This window comes from Candidatus Hydrogenedentota bacterium, assembly GCA_016791475.1.
Classification (GTDB): domain Bacteria; phylum Hydrogenedentota; class Hydrogenedentia; order Hydrogenedentales; family JAEUWI01; genus JAEUWI01.
On the sequence record JAEUWI010000053.1, the window covers coordinates 14,348 to 32,356 of the forward strand.

The following is an 18,009-nucleotide window of genomic DNA, read 5'->3' on the forward strand; positions in this document are numbered from 1 at the left end:
GGTTCCGATGTCGGGGAAGAGCATAGCACACCCGCGCGGGGCCCACAAAACGCCGGCCCGGCGCGGGTTTGCTACCCTGGTATATTCTTCAGGGGCGGCCCGTGTACCGGGCCGCCCCTGCATGTCTAATGTTACACCGCGCGCGGGATTTGCGCGCCTAGATCGCCAGCTCCGCGGGATCGTTGTCCGGGTCTTCGTCGTCCCGTTCCACGATAGTCGCGATCTCGAGTTCGTCGCTGAATTCGCTGAGTTCCTTGTTCTTCCGGTGCGGGTGCGTATCCTGGTAGTGGGGGCTGCCCGTGCCGGCCGGGATCAGGTGACCGATGATCACGTTTTCCTTCAGGCCCGTCAGTTCGTCGCGTTTTCCGCTCAACGCCGCCTCCGTGAGGACGCGGGTCGTCTGCTGGAAGGACGCGGCGGCGATGAAGCTCTCGGTGCTCAGCGCGGCCTTGGTGATACCCTGCAGGACCGGTTCGGCCTCGGCGGGGCGCCCATCGCGACGCTGGGTCTGTTCGTTCACATCGGCGAAGCGGATCTTGTCCACTTCCTGATGAGCCAGGAAGCTGGTGTCGCCCGGATCGTCCTTGATCCGCACTTTGCGGAGCATCTGGCGGATGATCACTTCGATGTGCTTGTCGTTGGTGCGCACACCCTGGAGGCGGTACACCTGCTGCACTTCGTCGAGCAGGTAACGGCGGAGGGCGTCTTCACCCTGAACCGCCAGGATGTCCTGCGGGATGATGGGACCATCGGTCAGGCGCTGGCCGGCGTACACGCGGTCGCCCGTCTGCACGTTGAGGTGCTTGCCCGGCGGAATGGTGTATTCGCGCTCTTTGCCGACCGGCGGGATGACCTTGAGCTTGCGCATGCCCTTGGAGGCGCCGCCGAGCTCGACCATGCCGTCGATGTGGCTGATAACGGCGGGGTCCTTCGGCTGGCGGGCTTCGAAAAGCTCGGCCACGCGGGGAAGACCGCCGGTGATATCTTTCGTCTTGCTGAACTGGCGCGGCGTCTTCGCGAGCAGGTCACCGGCGAGGATCTGTTGGCCGTGGGTTACGACCACGTGGGTCTCGGCGGGAATCGTCGCAAAGGAGAGTACTTCGTCGTCCGCCCCATGGATGGTGATCTGGGGGTGGAGGTCCTGCTTGTGCTCGGTGATTACGCGTTCTTCAAGGCCCGTATCCGGGTTGATGTCCACGCGCATCGTCACGCCTTCGACCATGCCGTCCAGCTTAACGGTACCGGACTGTTCGGCCATGATGGAGATGTTGTAGGGGTCCCATACGTAGATGAGCTGGCCCTTCTTCATCTTCTGGCCGTCGGCGCAGTGAAGTACGCAGCCCGTCGGCATGGCGAAGCGGTGGATTTCCTTCTTGTCGTTGCCGACGATCCGGATTTCACCGCCGCGGTTTACAACCACTTCCTGGCCCTGACGGTTCTTGGCGGTGCGGACATTGTTGAACTCCACGCTGCCGTTGTCCATCATCTTGATTTCGGTGCTCTCCACCTGGCGGCTTGCGGCGCCGCCGATGTGGAAGGTACGCATCGTAAGCTGCGTGCCCGGTTCGCCGATGGACTGGGCCGCGATGATACCCACGGCTTCGCCCATTTCCACCACCTTGCCGGTGGCCAGGTTGCGACCGTAGCAATAGGCGCACACGCCGCGCTTGGACTGGCAGGTGAGCACGGAGCGGATCATGATGCCCGGCAGGCCGGCCGCGATGATTTCCTCGGCCACCTTCTGGGTGATTTCTTCTTCGGCGCGCGCGAGGGGCTCGGCGCGACCGGGAATGCGGATGTCGTCCAGCGGATACCGGCCCACGATGCGTTCGTCGAGGGGCGCGATAATGTCGGAACCGTCCATGAGGGGTTCCATCCACACGCCGTTCAGCGTGCCGCAGTCGATTTCTTCAATGCTCACGTCCTGGGCCACGTCGACCAGGCGGCGGGTCAGGTAACCTGCGTCAGCCGTCTTGAGGGCCGTGTCGGCCAGACCCTTGCGGGCGCCGTGGGAGGAGATGAAGTATTCCACCACGGTGAGGCCTTCGCGGAAGTTCGACGTGATGGGGGATTCAATGATATCGCCCGACGGCTTGGCCATCAGACCGCGCATGGCGGCGAGCTGGCGGATCTGAGACTTGCTGCCTCGCGCCTTGGAGCGATACATCAGGTGGATACCGCTGAAACCCTGCTCGTTGGTCTCCATCTGCTTCAACATGGCCGCCGACACTTCTTCGGTGGTGGTCGTCCATTCGTCGATGATCTTGTTGTAGCGCTCGCCTTCGGTGATCAGACCGTTCTGGTACATGTCGTCGATGCGCTCGACCACGCCCTGGGCCTTTTCGATAAGCCCCTGCTTCTCCTGGGGAATCACCATGTCCACGATGGACACGGAGACGCCGGAGATGGTGGCGTATTTGAAGCCGGTGCGCTTGAGATCGTCGAGCAGTTCGAAGGTCTTCTTATGACCGTGGGTGTTGTAGCACTTGGCGATCACATCGCCGATGCTGCCCTGATCGTGTTCTTTGTTCACGTCCTGGATGGTGATTTCCTTCGGCAGGCCTTCGCACAGCAGCACGCGGCCGACCGAGGTATCAACGATGCCCTGGGGGGTGTGAATCTTGATCGCGGCATGGATATCCGCCTCGCCCATCTCGTAGGCCATGATGACCGACGCGGCGTCGTGGAAGATCTTGCCGGGCTTGGTGAGCTGGCCGTCTTCGCGGGTCCATTCGGGTTTCCATTCGCCCTTCGCGCCGGGGCGGATACGGGTCATCCAGGCGATGCCCAGAACGATATCCTGCGACGGCGTTACGATGGGCGAACCATCGGACGGCGAGAAGATGTTGGAGGACGACATCATCAGCAGGTGCGCTTCGAGCTGCGCCGCCGGCATGAGGGGCACGTGCACGGCCATCTGGTCGCCGTCGAAGTCCGCGTTGAAGGCGCGGCACACGAGCGGGTGGATGCGGATGGCCTTGCCTTCAATCAGCACGGGCTGGAAGGCCTGGATACCAAGACGGTGCAGCGTGGGGGCGCGGTTCAGGAGCACGGGGTGGTCCTTGATCACGTCTTCGAGAATATCCCACACCTCGGTGCGGCCCTGGGCAATCGCGCGCTTCGCCGCCTTGATGGTGGAGGAGATGCCGCGCTCTTTGAGCTGGTGAATGATGAAGGGCTCGAAAAGTTCGAGCACCATGTACTTCGGCAGACCGCACTGGTGCAGCTTCAGTTCGGGACCCACCACGATGACCGAGCGGCCCGAGTAGTCCACGCGCTTGCCCAGCAGGTTCTGGCGGAAGCGGCCCTGCTTGCCCTTGAGCATGTCGCTCAGGGACTTCAGGGGGCGGTTGCCGGCGCCGAGCACGGTGCGGCCGTGGCGGCCGTTGTCGAACAGGGCGTCCACGGCCTCCTGGAGCATGCGCTTTTCATTGCGCAGGATGACTTCCGGCGCGCGCAGGTCGATAAGGCGCTTGAGGCGGTTGTTGCGGTTGATCACACGGCGATACAGATCGTTCAGATCGCTGGTGGCGTAGCGGCCGCCTTCGAGGGGCACGAGAGGGCGAAGATCCGGCGGAATCACCGGGATCACGTCCAGCACCATCCAGGAGGCATTGTTCCCCGACTTCCGCAGGGCTTCCACCACCTTCAGGCGCTTGATGGCCTTGGCGCGGCCCTGGGCCGACGTGGTGCTCGCAAACTGGGCGTGAAGCTCGGCGCTCAGGGCGTCGATATCGATTTCTTCCAGCAACTGCTTGACGCCTTCGGCGCCCATCTTGGCGATGAAGCGGTCGGCGTATTCGGCGCGCGCGTCCTGGTACTGATCTTCGGTGAGGGTCTGCATCTTGTCGAGGCCGGTGTCGCCCGGATCGATCACGATGTAGTTCTCAAAGTAGATCACCCGCTCCAGGGAGCGGATGGACAGGTCCAGCAGGTTGCCGATGCAGCTCGGGGTCGTCTTGAAGAACCAGATGTGGGTCACGGGCACGGCCAGCTTGATGCTGCCCATGCGCTCGCGGCGCACCTTGGACTCGGTGATTTCCACGCCGCAGCGGTCGCAGGTGATGCCGCGGTGCTTCACTTTCTTATATTTGCCGCAACCGCACTCCCAGTCCTTGACCGGTCCGAAGATGCGCTCGCAGAACAAGCCGTCTTTTTCCGGCTTGAAGGTACGGTAATTGATGGTTTCGGGCTTTTTGACTTCGCCCCGGGACCATTTCGTGATTTCCTCGGGAGAGGCCATCCGAATGGCCAGCGCGTCGAAGCGCTCACCGGTAGTAGGGATATACTTGGCCAACGTCTTAGTCCTCCAGAGTTTCTTCTTCTTCTTCTTCGACTTCGGTAGCGCCGTCAACCTTGACCAGCTTGATGACGTCGAGACACAGGCTCTGTATTTCGCGAACGAGCACGTTGAAGGATTCGGGCGTACCCGGATCCACTTCGCGCTCGCCCTTGACGATCGCCTCGTAGGCCTTGGTGCGGCCCTGAATGTCGTCGGACTTGAAGGTCAGCAGTTCCTGGAGCGTGTACGCCGCGCCATAGGCCTGAAGCGCCCACACTTCCATTTCGCCGAAACGCTGGCCGCCGAACTGGGCTTTACCGCCCAGGGGCTGCTGCGTCACCAGCGAGTACGGCCCGATGGCACGGGCGTGAATCTTATCATCCACCAGGTGGTTCAGCTTGAGCATGTAAATCTGGCCCACGCAGGTATCCTGGTGCATTTCCAGGCCGCTGCGGCCGTCGCGAAGGCGGATTTTGCCGCTTTCCGGCAGGCCGGCTTTGGCCAGGAATTCGCGAATGACTTCTTCGGTCGCGCCGTTGAACACGGGCGTGGCCAGCTTCATGCCGAGGGCCTTCGCGGCCCAGCCCAGGTGGGTCTCCAGCAACTGACCCACGTTCATGCGCGAAGGCACGCCCAGAGGATTGAGCAGGATCTGCACCGGGGTGCCGTCCGGAAGGAAGGGCATGTCTTCAACCGGCACGATACGCGCCACCACACCCTTGTTGCCGTGACGACCGGCCATCTTGTCGCCGACGGACATGCGGCGCTTCTTGGCCACGAAGACCTTCACGAGCTTGATCACGCCGGGAGGCAGTTCGTCGCCCTTGCGCATGCGCTCGATCTGGCTGTCGCGGAAGGCGATAAGCTTCGCCTCTTCCATCGCGGCCATGTTCACCAGGCGCGTGAGCGTCTGCTGGGTCTTTTTGTCTTCAATGCGCAGGCGGGCCAGGACGCTGTAGTCGCCCTTTTCCAGGTGCGCCATACGGATGCGCTTGCCCTTTTCGAGCACCAACTCTTCCGTCTTGTGATCGTATACGTCTTCGAGGATCTTCAGGCCGACCAGGTCGTCGCGGACGAGGTCCACGAAGGTCTGGCGGATCTCGTCGATCCGGTCGTCGTACTGGCGCTTGATCTTGGCCACGTCGGCCAGGAGCGTCTTCTTGCCCTGGGCGTCGGCGGACTTGTCCTTGCGCGAGCAGACCTTCACGTCCACCACCACACCGGAGGATCCGGGAGGCATGGTCAGTGAAGCATCGCGGACGTCTTCGGCCTTTTCACCGAAGATGGCGCGGAGCAGTTTTTCTTCCGGCGCGAGCTCGGTCTCGCCCTTGGGCGTTACCTTGCCGACGAGGATGTCGCCCGGGCCGACCTTGGAGCCGATGCAGACAATGCCGCTTTCGTCCAGGTTTTTCAGGGCTTCTTCGCTCACGTTCGGGATGTCGCGGGTGATTTCTTCCGGTCCCAGCTTCGTGTCGCGGGCTTCGAGTTCATACACCTGGATGTGAATCGAGGTGAAGACGTCTTCCTTCACGAGCTCTTCGCTCAGGATGATGGCGTCCTCGAAGTTGTAACCTTCCCAGGGAAGGAAGGCGACGAGCACGTTGCGGCCGAGGGCCAACTCGCCGTTGTCCGTGGCGGGACCGTCCGCAATGATGTCGCCCGCTTCCACCTTGTCGCCCTTGGCGACGATGGGCCGCTGGGTGATGCAGGTGTTCTGGTTGGAGCGCACGTATTTCTTAAGCTCGTAGATGTCCTCTTCGGAGCGGAAGGGATTTTCGTTCTTCTTCTTCTTGCTGCGGATGCGGATAACTTCGCTGTCCGCATATTCCACCACGCCCTCGCGCTCGGCGCGGATAACCGTGCCGGAGTTGCGGGCGGTCACGTGCTCGAGGCCAGTGCCCACATAGGGCGAGTCGGTCTTAAGAAGCGGCACGGCCTGGCGCTGCATGTTGGAACCCATCAGCGCGCGATTGGCGTCGTCGTGCTCCAGGAAGGGGATCAGGGCGGCGGCCACGGACACCAACTGCTTGGTGGAGATGTCCATGTAGTCCACGCCTTCGGGGCTCGCCTGGGGGAAGTCGCCCCGGTGGCGGCACAGCACCTGACGGCGCTCGAAGCGGCCCTTCGGATCCAGCGGCGCGTTGGCCTGGGCGATGACGTAGTTGTCTTCGTCGTAGGCGGAAAGCATCTCCACCTCGTCCAGCACGCGACCGGCCTCCACCTTGCGGTAGGGGGTCTCGAGGAAGCCGTACTCGTTGATGCGCGAATAGGTCGAAAGCGACGCCATCAGACCGATGTTCGGACCTTCGGGGGTCTCGATCGGGCAGATGCGGCCATAGTGGGTCGGGTGCACGTCGCGCACTTCGAAACCGGCGCGCTCGCGGCTCAGACCGCCCGGTCCGAGGGCGCTCAGACGGCGCTTGTGGGTCAACTCCGCCAGGGGGTTGATCTGGTCCATGAAGTGGGAAAGCTGGCTGCGGCCGAAGAAGTCTTTAATGACGGCGCTGACCGGCTTCGGGTTTACCAGGGTCTGGGGCGAAAGCTGATCTTCTTCCTGGAAGTTCATCCGCTCGCGGACCGTGCGCTCCATGCGGACCAGGCCGATACGGACCTGGTTGGAGAGGAGTTCGCCGACGGCGCGCACCCGGCGGTTGCCGAGGTGGTCGATATCGTCCAGCACGCCTTCACCGCCGCGCAGCTTCACCAGATACTGGAGCGTGGCGACCACGTCTTCCTTGGTCAGGATCTTGACTTCCTGGCTGGTCTGGAGGCCGAGTTTACGGTTGATCTTGTAGCGGCCCACGGGGGCAAAATCATAGCGGCTGGGGTCGAAGAACAGGCGCTGGAAGAAGGTGCGGCAGGTCGCGTCCGTCGCCGGATCGCCGGGGCGGATGCGGGCGTAGATTTCGCGCAGCGCGTCTTCCTGGGTCTGGGTCTTGTCCTGGGCCAGGGTGCTCACGATGGTGGCGTCTTTGGCCACATCTTCCTTGTGCAGAACCTTGATTTCCTGGACCGTGGAAGCCATGACCTTCTCCACGATGGAAAGGGTCAGCTCGGTCGCGGCGTCGGCCATGATTTCGCCCGTTTCCGGGTCGATCACGTCGGAAGCGACCCACATGCCGACTACCGCCTCGGGATCCAGGGATTCGCCGGCCAGCTTCACCTTGGTGCGGCCGAAAGTCATGGAGTCGAAGCGGTAGAACAGGGCGAGGATCTCTTCGGATTCAATATAGCCGAAGGCCCGCAGGAAGGTCGTCGCCGGCAGCTTGGAGCGGCGGTCGATGGTCAACCAGAGGTAGTCGTTGATGTCATATTCAAACTCAAGCCACGCGCCGCGATAGGGGATAATACGGGCGGAAAGGAGGGGCTTGCCGTTCTGGTGCACCTTGCGCTCGAAGGAAACGCCGGGCGACTTGTGGAGCTGGCTCACGATGACGCGCTCGGCGCCATTGATGATAAAGGTGCCGGTGGCCGTCATGATGGGCAGCTCGCCCAGGAAGACTTCCTGCTCGAGCATCAGTTTTTCGCGCAATTCGCGGTTCGCGCCGGAGCCCACTTCCTCGTAGCGCACCAGGCGCAGCAGCGCCTTGAGCGAAGCCGAGTAGGTCATGCCACGTTCCTGGCACTCCTGCACGGTATACTTGGGGGGCGCGAAAGAATAGTGCACGAACTCCAGGCGCGTGAGCTTGTTGGGCGCCTCGATTGGGAACACGTCCAGGAAAACTTCCTGCAGGCCCTGAGCGATGCGTTCGTCCGGTGGCACATCCCACTGAAGAAAGTCGCCATAGGACCTGGTTTGAATCTCAATGAGATCGGGAAGCTCGTAGGTATCTGGAATCGTACCCAGAGAGGGTCGCTCGTTGCGGGGAGCTACGGCCATGCAGAGACTCCTTTGTCTATGTTTAGTACTGACAAGGCATTACAGACAACGAGCGGCGGGGCCCGCGCTACGCTGCACTGTTGCCAAAGACAGATCTATCCCCTGAGGGAATGCAGCACACCAGAGTAGCAAAAAACGACAGGGGGTGTCAAATTTGATTCCCAACCTGTGAAAGGGATTAAGTTCCGGTCAGTCCGGCTTTCGCATACTCGTCGAGATCATGGGCGTTTAGTGCCATGGCTCGCCCGCTGTCACATCGGTTTAGGTCGGTAATCGGTATCTTGGCTGCCACGGCCCGGAGAGACTTTTTGTCACTTGAACGGTAACCAAAGATCTCCTGGTGGCAAGGGTCAGGGGGAATAACACCACTCTCAGTAGGCTCCACGTGGCCTTCAGGAAAGTAGTCGGCGACGTCAAATTCCCAGAAACACGGCGGCTCGCCGATGATGGTTGGGTAATAGCGCTCTAGATGGCTACAAACTGACCCGCTTGTCCTGCGGGCGCAGGACGCGTCAAATACGGAGAGCCCGTTGTTATCGCTCGATGGCGTGACAGCCGCACTGCTGAGCCGCTTCTTGTGCGCACTGTAGTGGTACTTAAGGTTGATGACCCTGACAACCAACTTTCCCGGCACTTCAGCTTTTTCAGCCACCCTTCGGCATCCTCCGGCGAGAGCCCAGTTTCGTCCTCGCAGTATTCCCCGTGCCTTTCGACAAGCAAGTCAACCCGCCCCTTGTCAGTAACGGTCAGCTCAATCTCCAAGTCTTCCGATGGATAAAGACTAATAAGCAGTTCGCCGTTTACGCCAGGAAAAACTTCTTGAACTGAATATCCCAATTGGTCAGAAAAGGTGGAAAGGCGCCGGGCGAGAGCAACGGTTACCATCGAAAACGACAATCCCTCGCCGTAGTGCCACCCATGCCTCAGTTTGCTGAATTCTTCAAGACGCAATTCGACACTAGCCGGACGCTGTGATGCGGTCAAGAGTCTACACTCCAATCCGTTTGTCATTCGGTATCACCTTCCAAGCTGGCTTTGACAACGTCGGCAGTTAGCATCTCTCGCCCCGTTTTCTTTTCCAGCAAGGACACTACTTCGGAAAGCTTTTCAGCGAGTGATTTTGCGATAGTGTATGACAGATTTATTACAACCACGGGTTCTTCATTACACTTTCCTACGACAACAATATCTCCAGTGCTTAGTGAATTCACGAAGCCGTTGATATAAAGCTTCGGGACTGCTGGGTCATGAATTGCACTCTGCAATTGTGAATCATAGTCGTCGGTCATAATGGTGTCTCCTTAACTTCACTATGATAGTCGAATTCGTTCAAAGACTGTCAACTTTATTGCCTTGGTGTACTTAGCGTCCCATCAGCCTTCGCTGCCTGGCCATGAACTGTTCCACGAACTCCGTAGCGGGGGCCTCCAGGATTTCCCGGGGTGCTCCAATCTGGTGGCAGGCGCCGTCTTTCAAGATAGCGATTCGGTCGGCCAACTCCAGCGCTTCCTCCTGATCGTGGGTCACGTAGATCGCCGTAATCCCAAGTTTTTTCTGGATTTCACCCAGTTGCTCCCGGGTGCTGTGGCGCAGTTCCGCGTCGAGGTTGCTCAGGGGTTCGTCGAGCAGCAGGATTTCCGGGTGGACCGCCAAGGCCCTCGCCACCGCCACACGCTGCTGCTGGCCACCGCTCAGATCCGTCACCCAGCGCTTGTCCAGGCCTTCGAGCTGTACCAGGGCGAGGGAATCGCGCACGCGCGCCGGGATCAGAGCCTTATCCACCTTCTGCGCACGGAGGCCAAAGGCCACATTCTCGTACACATTCATATGGGGAAAAAGGGCGTAACTCTGAAAAACCATGGCCGCCTTGCGGGTTTCGGGCGGTTCCCGGGTCACGTCGCGCTCGCCAAAGAAAATCTGTCCGGAATCGAGCATTTCCAGCCCCGCGATGCTGCGGAGGGTCGTGGTCTTGCCGCAGCCGGAGGGTCCGAGGAGTGCGAAGCACTCGCCCTGGGCGATATCACAGGAAAAACCGCGGACGCCGCCGCCTTCGGGGTAGACCCGGGTCACATTGTCGAGGCGTACGCTGCTCATGGGGCGTCGAAGACCTCCGCCTTCCAGCGGTCACACCACTCCTTCTCCTTCGCGGCGAACTCCGCCCAATCGATGGCCATCGCCTGGACCGGCTGGGCCACAAGTTTGGGGGGGAGCTTGGAGGGATCGATATCGCCGCGCGCGGGTAACTTGGCGTATGCCGAGGCCTGCTGGAGCAGGGCCTCCTCGGTGGTCACAAAGTCATAGAATTTTTTCGCCCATTCCTCGTGGGGCGCGCCCTTCACGATCGCGATGCAGTCGGTCAGCACGGGCGTATCCGGTGGAATGTGGTACCCGAAGGGGAAGCCATTGCGCACGGCCTGCATCACGATGTCGGGCATGAGCCACACGCTGATATGATCGGGGTTCTTCTTGATGTGATCAAAGAGCATGGCCGGGTTGCCCAGGTACTCACCGGTGTTCTGGTGGAAGCGGCGGAGCCATTCGATGCCCGCGTCGTCGGTTTCGGCGCGATCCACCATGGCGCTGATGAAGGTGCGCATCGTGCCCGATTCGAGGGGCGAGCGCAGGCTGATCTTGCCCTTCCATTTCGGATCCAGAAGCGCATCCCAGGTCTGAGGCACGTCTTCGGCCTTATAGTGGCGGTCATTGAAGAGAATCGCGATGGGCGAGCGGTAGGTCGCATGCCAGCGCCCTTCGGGGTCCTTGAACTCCGGCGCGAGCTTGTCCGCCCAGGCGGGTGTGTAGGGCGAAAGCAGCCCCTCGTCCGCCGCCTGCATGAACAGGGTCGACGGCGCGCCCCACCACACGTCGCACTGGGGACGGCCGCTCTCCGCGCGCACGCGGGTGTAGGCATCCTTCGCGCCCATGTCGAGCATCTGGACATCCACCTCGGGGTGGGCGGCCTCGAAGAGGGTTTCGTAGTCGCCCAGCATTTCGGCCCCGTGGGGACTGTAGACCACGACTACATGGGGAGAGGAACAACCGGCCATGAGGAGACCGATGAGCCAGATGGAATGTTTCATGATGGAGACTTTCTAGAGTAGGTCATATCCGAAATCCTAACTTCTACGCACCAGAGAGTTGTCTGCATTGTTCGGAAATGCCCACGATCAGTTCGCCGGCGAATTCCGGGTTGTGGTGACCGACACGTCAGGCTACCGCCAGCAGCCCATCCAACGCCTCTTCCGACTCGTAAACGGGCACGAAGATGTCGCAAACCTCCTCGCCTATCCGCATGGAGTCATTGTCCCAATGCTGCGAATCAGGGTCGAAGACCATTGCTTTAATCAGATCGGGATGGGCGTTCTTCAGGTCGGTCCACCGCCAGCCCCATTGCTCCATATAGTTGCGCAGGTGCCGGGGCCGACCCACGGGCTGCAACGCCAGAGGCCGTACCCCTTCCAGGTAGAAGTCCACCTCGATTGCAGTTTCCACTACCCCGGCCAGCTTGTGGTGGCGCTTCGGGGCCCACTGCTTGTCATAAAAATATCGGCTGATCCGATCCTCGATTCGCTGCGACGCACGGGCAACCACCACATCCTTCCGTTTCGGGCACAAATGGCTAAGCGCCACCAGCCCCTCCGCGAATATCTGAATTTCCGCCGGATCAAAGGGAAAGCGCACCGTCCGCTGGAGAACCAAGCCGTCGCGTTCAAATCCATAGATCCGCCCCTGGGAGGCAACCGCTTCCCGCAGCCCCTTGCCGTCCGGGCCTTTCCCGGCGTCGTCGAGCATCCCGAGGGTAGCGCCCTGGTCGCTGAGGATCCACTGTCCCGGCGTGAACGGTATAAGATGCACCACCACCTGCCAGCCGGAGGAATCCATCAGCGGCATGGCCACAGCCAGGCCATCGCCCTCAGGCTCAATCTGCAATTGTCCGTCCCAGAACGATGTCAGGGCCACCCGAAGCCCGTCGTGTGTGTCTATTAGTGTGTCTCTCATAGCATCGTCTCCAATTCGGGGGGCAGCACAATATTCCAATGGGCGCAGACGAGCCGGCGGAAGTCGACGAAGTCCATTGGGGCAAAGTCCGGCATGGCCTTCCGTTCATGCTGTCCTTTTTCACCCGTCTCTCGGTTTGCATCAATTATATCCTCATGCCACCCCTTCGGGATCGTTTCTTTGTAGAAGCGACTCCGCGCAACCGCGTGGTAATCAATGCCACGAATCCGTGTGTTCTCCAGCAGAAGCGCAGCAGCAAAGGAATGGGGGTCGTCAATGCGCCCGGCCCGCACTATCAGCCGGATTCGATCTTCCTTCGCGTCACTGCGCTCCAGCAGCGAGTCAAGGCGACGCGAGCGTTCCCGGCTTTCTTTGATTTCCAAGTCACCGGCGAATCTCGGGTGCTTCACAGCGTTTACAACTGCCGCGATCTGGACGTTGCTGTAGGAAAAACCCACGCGTTTTGAATCTCCGCCAAAGATCAAGAAAACTACGAGCGCACAAGCAACGTGCCGTTGGGTCGCCCGAAATCACGGTACACTACGCGCCGTCCTTGTTGCGCATTTCGACTCTTCCAGCACCCGCCGCAGACTCGCCAGCGTCGCCGGGATTTTCGGCACCGGCGCCGCCGAATCCGCCAGTCGGCCCAGATCCTTCAAGCCGCTGCCCGACACTATACAACATACGGTTGTGCCACTGTCCATCAGCGGAAGGTGCTTCAACGCCGCGATGGCGCTGGCCGTGGCGATTTCGCAGAGCAGGCCCTCGGTCCGCGCGAGCAGTGCCTGGGCGGCAATCATTTCTTCATCCGTCACGGCGATGGCCGTGCCCCAGGTCTGGCGCAGCGCGGGCAATACCGTATGCCCATCGAAGAGAATATCGTCCGCAATGGCGCCGGCGATGGTCTTCGGTTCGCGCCAGGGATGGGCCAGGTGCTCTTCGAAGTTCCAGTCGTTGTCCATGGCCTCCTGGAGAGGCGCGCAGCCGGTCGCCTGTACTCCAACGAGCCGTGGCAGCGCGGACAGGAGCCCGAGAGCCTTCAAATCCAGCAGGCCGCGCCAGATACCACCAAGTAATCCACCACCGCCCACGGGGGCCACGATCCAGTCGGGGAGGGCGCCGTTGTACTGCTGGTAGAGCTCATAGGCGATAGTCTTGGCCCCTTCCACATTCCAGGGTTCATACATGCCCGCCGTGGAAAGGTGGTACCAGCCAAAAGTCTTGCAGGCTTCGATGCACAATTGAAAAACACTGTTGGGAGAAGGGTCGTCCACGGAAACTACCACCGCGCCATAGGCCTGAGCCTGGGCGATCTTCGCGGGGGAAGCCTGGCCGTGCATAAACAATACGGCCTTCATGCCGGCCCGCGCGCAATAGGCCGCCGCAGCCGAGGCCACATTGCCCGAACTGACCACGGCCACCGTGTCGTAGCCCTGACTTCGGGCCCAGGTAAGCCCCACCGAAACCTGACGGTCCTTGAAGGAGCCCGTGGGGTTGGCCATCTCGTTCTTCAGGCCCAATCCGCCCAGATGATGGAGGTTGGCCAGGGCCGGCGCCAATACCAGCGGCGTGGCGCCTTCACCGAGGGTAATCGCCTCAGCCTTCCTGGGAATGGGAAGAAAGGCCCGGAAATCCCAGAGCGAGCGGGCGGGTCGGGAGAGGAAGGCGGGGTCGGGGGCGCCGGTGAATCTCAGGCTCAGGGGGGCGCGGCACCCCTCACATAGAAAGGTGTCCCCGGGAGCTCCATCGGCCCCGCACGGATAACAGTGAAACGAGAAATCGGGCAGGGGGTGTAACACGGGGCCGGTGAACTCCATAATAAAGAGGCAGGCGCCCCGGCCGGTAGCCAAGGCGCCTGTCAACGAAATTCGTTGGGTGATTCCCGGACTAGAAGATCCAGCCGAACAGGAAATCGAAGATGGATCCGAAGAAGTCAACGACCCAACCAAACACGTCACCAATAAAATCGATAATCATGGTATTCTCCTTTGGGACCTAAGTCTACCGTGGTTGACATTTGTGCGGACCATGCGGCAACACGGCCCGCTGACGATTCTACTTCGTTACTACGATTATGTTACATGTTTGGGGAGGGCCATGCAAGGTGGGTTCTCGCGAGCCTCCTCCTTCCCGGTTTCCGCCATACCGGCTCCGCCCCCCCATGGGCACGATCCACTTGCCGAACTCGCGACGATAGGCTACACTGCGCTACCACCACCAGCGGGGTGGAGTAAGACGTGAATCCCGCCCGAATCACACACCCGACGGGCGGTCGTGTCTGGATCCTTTTGGCGGGCAAAAACGTGGGAGAGCACGAACGTGAGTTGTTTCATGAAGGTAACAGGTCGAAAAATTGGGGGGCTCACTTGGATGGGGGGATTGTCGGCCCTGGTGCTGGGGGGCTCGGGGGCTTTCGCCCAGGTGACCGTAGACAGCGCCAACCTCCGCTTCGAATCCTTTGCCAACGTGTCGGCTTCATCCCGTAACGCGAGCCTGGTGGCCGACAACGATAGCTTCAATGAAACGGTGACTATCGATCCCGGCTTCGAGGGCACCATCAACCGCCCCATCAACCTCAGCGCGAGCGTAACCGGCGAGGTGGGAAATTCCGGCAGCGCCTCGGTGATTGACGCGTCCACCTTTGCCTACGCCAACACCCCCACGGGTATCTCCGTCACGGGGGTGCTGGATTACGACATCGTCGGGGCGGCGAACGACGGCACGGAGGATATCTCCGGCGGCGACGCGTCCACCCGCTTAATCCATCAGGCGACCTGGAACATCACCGTGACGGGCAACGACGGGGTCTTGACCTTTTCCTACGAGGGGGTCCACCTCGCCTCCGGCGGCGGCGGCGGTGCCTCCTTCCCTTCGGTATCCTTCGTCGTGGAGCCCCAGGGCGTGCCGAACATGCAGAATATCGTGCGGTCCGTCACTTGCACGGCGACTAACTGCCCACCGCTCTCGGAATGCGAGCCGACGAATACCTGCGGGCCCAACTTCATCGCCATACCCACCACGCCCCTGCCCCCGGGCCAGTACCGAATCACCTTTCTGGCGCAGACCGAGACCCAGGACAATATGACGATGGAGGTCCAGGGTGATCTGGAACTCCGGGTGGAAAACGCCGACTTCTGCAACCCGCGCTGGACCATTGGGGAGTCCGGTAATTTCGCCGACGAAGCCAACTGGGACCCGCCCGTGGCGCCGGTGGACAATGGCGAGGGCTGCGCCAATCTCACCTTTGCAGAGTCGGGCGAATACACGGTCACGCTGCCCGGCGGCGCTTCGGCCAATCGGGTCAGAGTTTCCGGCGGCAGCCCCACCTTCAGCGGCGGAACCCTCGCGCTGGGCGGCGCGGGCGATGAACCGGCATTGGGCGTCTTCGCGGATGGGCGCCTGGTGCTGGAGGGCACGACGCTGACGGCCGCCGAGGTGGCCATTGGCCCGACCGCCGCTGCGGGCGAGGCCTTTTCCTTTCTCCAGATTGCGCCGGGCGCATCGCTCACCGGTACCGGCGGCGTCTCGCTGGGTCGGGACATCGGTGCGCGGGGCGAACTTTCTCTGGGCGGCGGCGGCGCGGATGCGTCTCTCGACGCGGGCCTGGGGCTCTTCGTGGGCGGCGCGGGCGAAGGCCGGATCCTGGGCATAGCGCCGTTGTCGATTGAGGTGCCCGCGGGTGACTTTTCCCTCGCGCTGGAATCGGGCAGTGAGGCCTCGGTGGACCTGACGGGCAATGGGGAAACGGATGATGCCGCCACGGTGGACCTTTCCGGCACGCTTCTGATCGGTGCGGGCGGCACGGGCATCTTTGCCCTGAACAACCATGGCACGATCAACGCCGACAAGATGAATCTGGGCGCGCTGGAAGGCGGCTCGGGCACCTTTGCCGCCAGTGGCTCCGAGACGAGGGCCACCATCATCGACAGCGTTGTGGCGGGCGATGAAGGCACGGGCCGAATCCTGCTGAGCGAAGGCGCCCGCATCACGGCGGCCACCCTCACCCTGGCCGAAGGCGAAGGAAGTACGGGCGATATCGAGCTGGCCGGTCCAGGCACGCACCTCGATATCGTCGATGTGGTCCAGACCGGCAATCAGGGTGTCGGTGAAATCGAAGTGACCAATGGCGCGCGCCTCACGGCGGGTGATCTGAATCTGGGAATCCTGACCGGCGGTATTGGTTCGCTGACGTTGCGCGATGGCGAAGCGGGCCTCGCCAATCTCACGGTCAATGGGAGCCTTATCGCGGGCCTGGGTGGTCTCGGCACGATCACGGCCGAAGGCGGCGCGGAAGTCTCCATAACCGACAGCTTTCTGCTGGGCGCCCTGGGCGGGGTCGTGGGCACCGCGACGATCACCGGCGAGATCGCTTCGGAGGCCAATCCGAATCCGCCTCAATCACACTGGACCATTGGCGATGAAATCCAGATTGGCGTTGATGGCGCGGGCGAACTCACGATTAGCGACAACGCGCGCGTGGAAGCCCGGGCCATGCGGCTTGCTGTGGGCGCGGACAGCACGGGCGAGTACCGCGCCAGCGGTCTATTCGCCACTACGAAGATCGTCGATGAATTGGTCATCGCCGGCGCGGGTGACGGCACGGTAACCCTGGAGAGTGCCGCGCCACTCCGGGCCAGCGCCGCAATCCTGGGATCGGCCACCGGCGGCCTGGGTATCCTCCGCCTTTTCGAAAACGCGCTGGTGGACCTCGCCGAGCCCGCGCCCTCTGAAGGGGCCACGCTGGCCCCCGGCTTTCTTGAAGTGGGCAAGAACGGCAACGGCCTGGTCGAACTTTTCGACCAGGGCACCACGCTGCACTGCCTTGAAGCCATCCTGGGCGGTGCGAGCGCCGACGCGGGCGGCACGGTCAATGTGGACACCGACGCCACCTTCACCTGCGACGGCAGTGTTTCCGTGGGCAATTCCGCCGGTGCGGGTTTGCTCCGTGTGGCCAACGGCGGCAATGTGGGAATTGGCTCCCAGCTCCTCATTGGTACTCGGGGCCTGGTGGTGGCCGGCGCGGGCGCGAATGTACAGAGCAGCTTTGTTTCCAACGGTCGGATCCAGATCCTGCTGGAGGTGACCATACCGCGACCTGAAGAGAAGTCCAGCACGGCCGCGGATAAAGGCGTACCAACGGGTCCCGTCGTGATCGAAGGCGATCTTGTGCTGGAGGAAGACGGAATCCTGGAGATCGAGGCCGGGGCCGAGTCCATGCTCCAGGTCGGCGGCAACGTCACCCTGGCGGGGGCGCTGCGCATCGTGCTGGTGCCCGGACGGGTCTATGGCGACGACGTCTTGAGCCAGTTGGCCAGCTTCGGCGGGACGGTGGACGGTGCGTTTGCCGCTGTCGAGTTCGTCAACGCGCCCGAAGGCTTCGACGCGGCTGTGACCATCGAGAACGGCGAATTGATCCTTGACATCGAAAGCGACGGGGTCGGCGGTGAAGGCGAGGGCGAGGGTGAGGGTGAAGGTGAAGGCGAGGGCGAGGGCGAGGGTGAAGGTGAGGGCGAGGGCGAGGGCGAGGGCGAGGGCGAGGGTGAGGGCGAAGGTGAGGGCGAGGGCGAGGGCGAGGGCGAGGGTGAAGGCGAAGGTGAGGGCGAGGGCGAAGGCGAAGGCGAAGGCGAAGGCGAAGGTGAAGGCGAGGGCGAGGGTGAGGGTGAAGGCGAGGGCGAAGGTGAGGGCGAAGGTGAGGGCGAAGGAGGTGGTTGTCCAATGTCGGGTGCGAAATCGCTGAGCGATTTTCTGGGTGACCTTTTCCTCCTTGGTTTGGCCGTTTCTGTGTTATTGGGTTTTGGGCGATTGCGGCAGCGATCAGGCGAATCCGCCTGAAGGTATTGCCTGAGAA

The 18,009-nt window shown here is 61.8% G+C and carries 10 protein-coding genes; 1 reads left to right on the plus strand and 9 read right to left on the minus strand.

Annotated elements, in window-relative coordinates; genetic code table 11:
- Window positions 1-157 precede the first annotated feature (157 nt).
- From rpoC to thrC, 9 genes are all read right to left on the minus strand, one after another.
- Window positions 158-4,297: a DNA-directed RNA polymerase subunit beta' gene (gene rpoC / locus JNK74_22465; GenBank protein MBL7648950.1), complete on the minus strand. Its 4,140-nt coding sequence runs from the start codon at window positions 4,295-4,297 to the stop codon at window positions 158-160.
- 4 nt (window positions 4,298-4,301) lie between these two features.
- Window positions 4,302-8,162 (minus strand): DNA-directed RNA polymerase subunit beta, encoded by a 3,861-nt coding sequence (gene rpoB, locus JNK74_22470; protein MBL7648951.1) that lies wholly within the window; start codon window positions 8,160-8,162, stop codon window positions 4,302-4,304.
- A 178-nt stretch (window positions 8,163-8,340) separates the two neighbouring features.
- Window positions 8,341-8,814 carry a hypothetical protein gene (locus JNK74_22475; GenBank protein MBL7648952.1) on the minus strand — a complete coding sequence of 158 codons (474 nt, stop codon included), beginning with the start codon at window positions 8,812-8,814 and terminating at the stop codon, window positions 8,341-8,343.
- Between the two features lie 355 nt (window positions 8,815-9,169).
- Window positions 9,170-9,451, minus strand: coding sequence for a hypothetical protein (locus JNK74_22480; protein ID MBL7648953.1), 282 nt, complete (start codon window positions 9,449-9,451; stop codon window positions 9,170-9,172).
- Window positions 9,452-9,524: 73 nt separating this feature from the next.
- Window positions 9,525-10,256: an ABC transporter ATP-binding protein gene (locus tag JNK74_22485; GenBank protein MBL7648954.1), complete on the minus strand. Its 732-nt coding sequence runs from the start codon at window positions 10,254-10,256 to the stop codon at window positions 9,525-9,527.
- Window positions 10,253-11,242 (minus strand): extracellular solute-binding protein, encoded by a 990-nt coding sequence (locus tag JNK74_22490; protein ID MBL7648955.1) that lies wholly within the window; start codon window positions 11,240-11,242, stop codon window positions 10,253-10,255. Before JNK74_22490 ends, JNK74_22485 begins: the two co-directional genes overlap by 4 nt.
- Before the next feature lie 127 nt (window positions 11,243-11,369).
- A complete protein-coding gene (locus JNK74_22495; protein ID MBL7648956.1) occupies window positions 11,370-12,161 on the minus strand; it encodes a hypothetical protein in 792 nt (263 codons plus the stop codon).
- Entirely contained in the window at window positions 12,158-12,619 is a 462-nt protein-coding gene (locus tag JNK74_22500) for a hypothetical protein (protein MBL7648957.1), read from the minus strand. The genes JNK74_22495 and JNK74_22500 overlap by 4 nt, the downstream gene beginning before the upstream one ends.
- Window positions 12,620-12,691: 72 nt before the next feature.
- Window positions 12,692-13,960 carry a threonine synthase gene (thrC, locus tag JNK74_22505; GenBank protein MBL7648958.1) on the minus strand — a complete coding sequence of 423 codons (1,269 nt, stop codon included), beginning with the start codon at window positions 13,958-13,960 and terminating at the stop codon, window positions 12,692-12,694.
- Window positions 13,961-14,480: 520 nt separating this feature from the next.
- Here thrC and JNK74_22510 point away from each other — a divergent pair.
- Complete coding sequence (locus tag JNK74_22510) at window positions 14,481-17,993, plus strand: hypothetical protein (GenBank protein MBL7648959.1); 3,513 nt, start codon at window positions 14,481-14,483, stop codon at window positions 17,991-17,993.
- Window positions 17,994-18,009 lie beyond the last annotated feature (16 nt).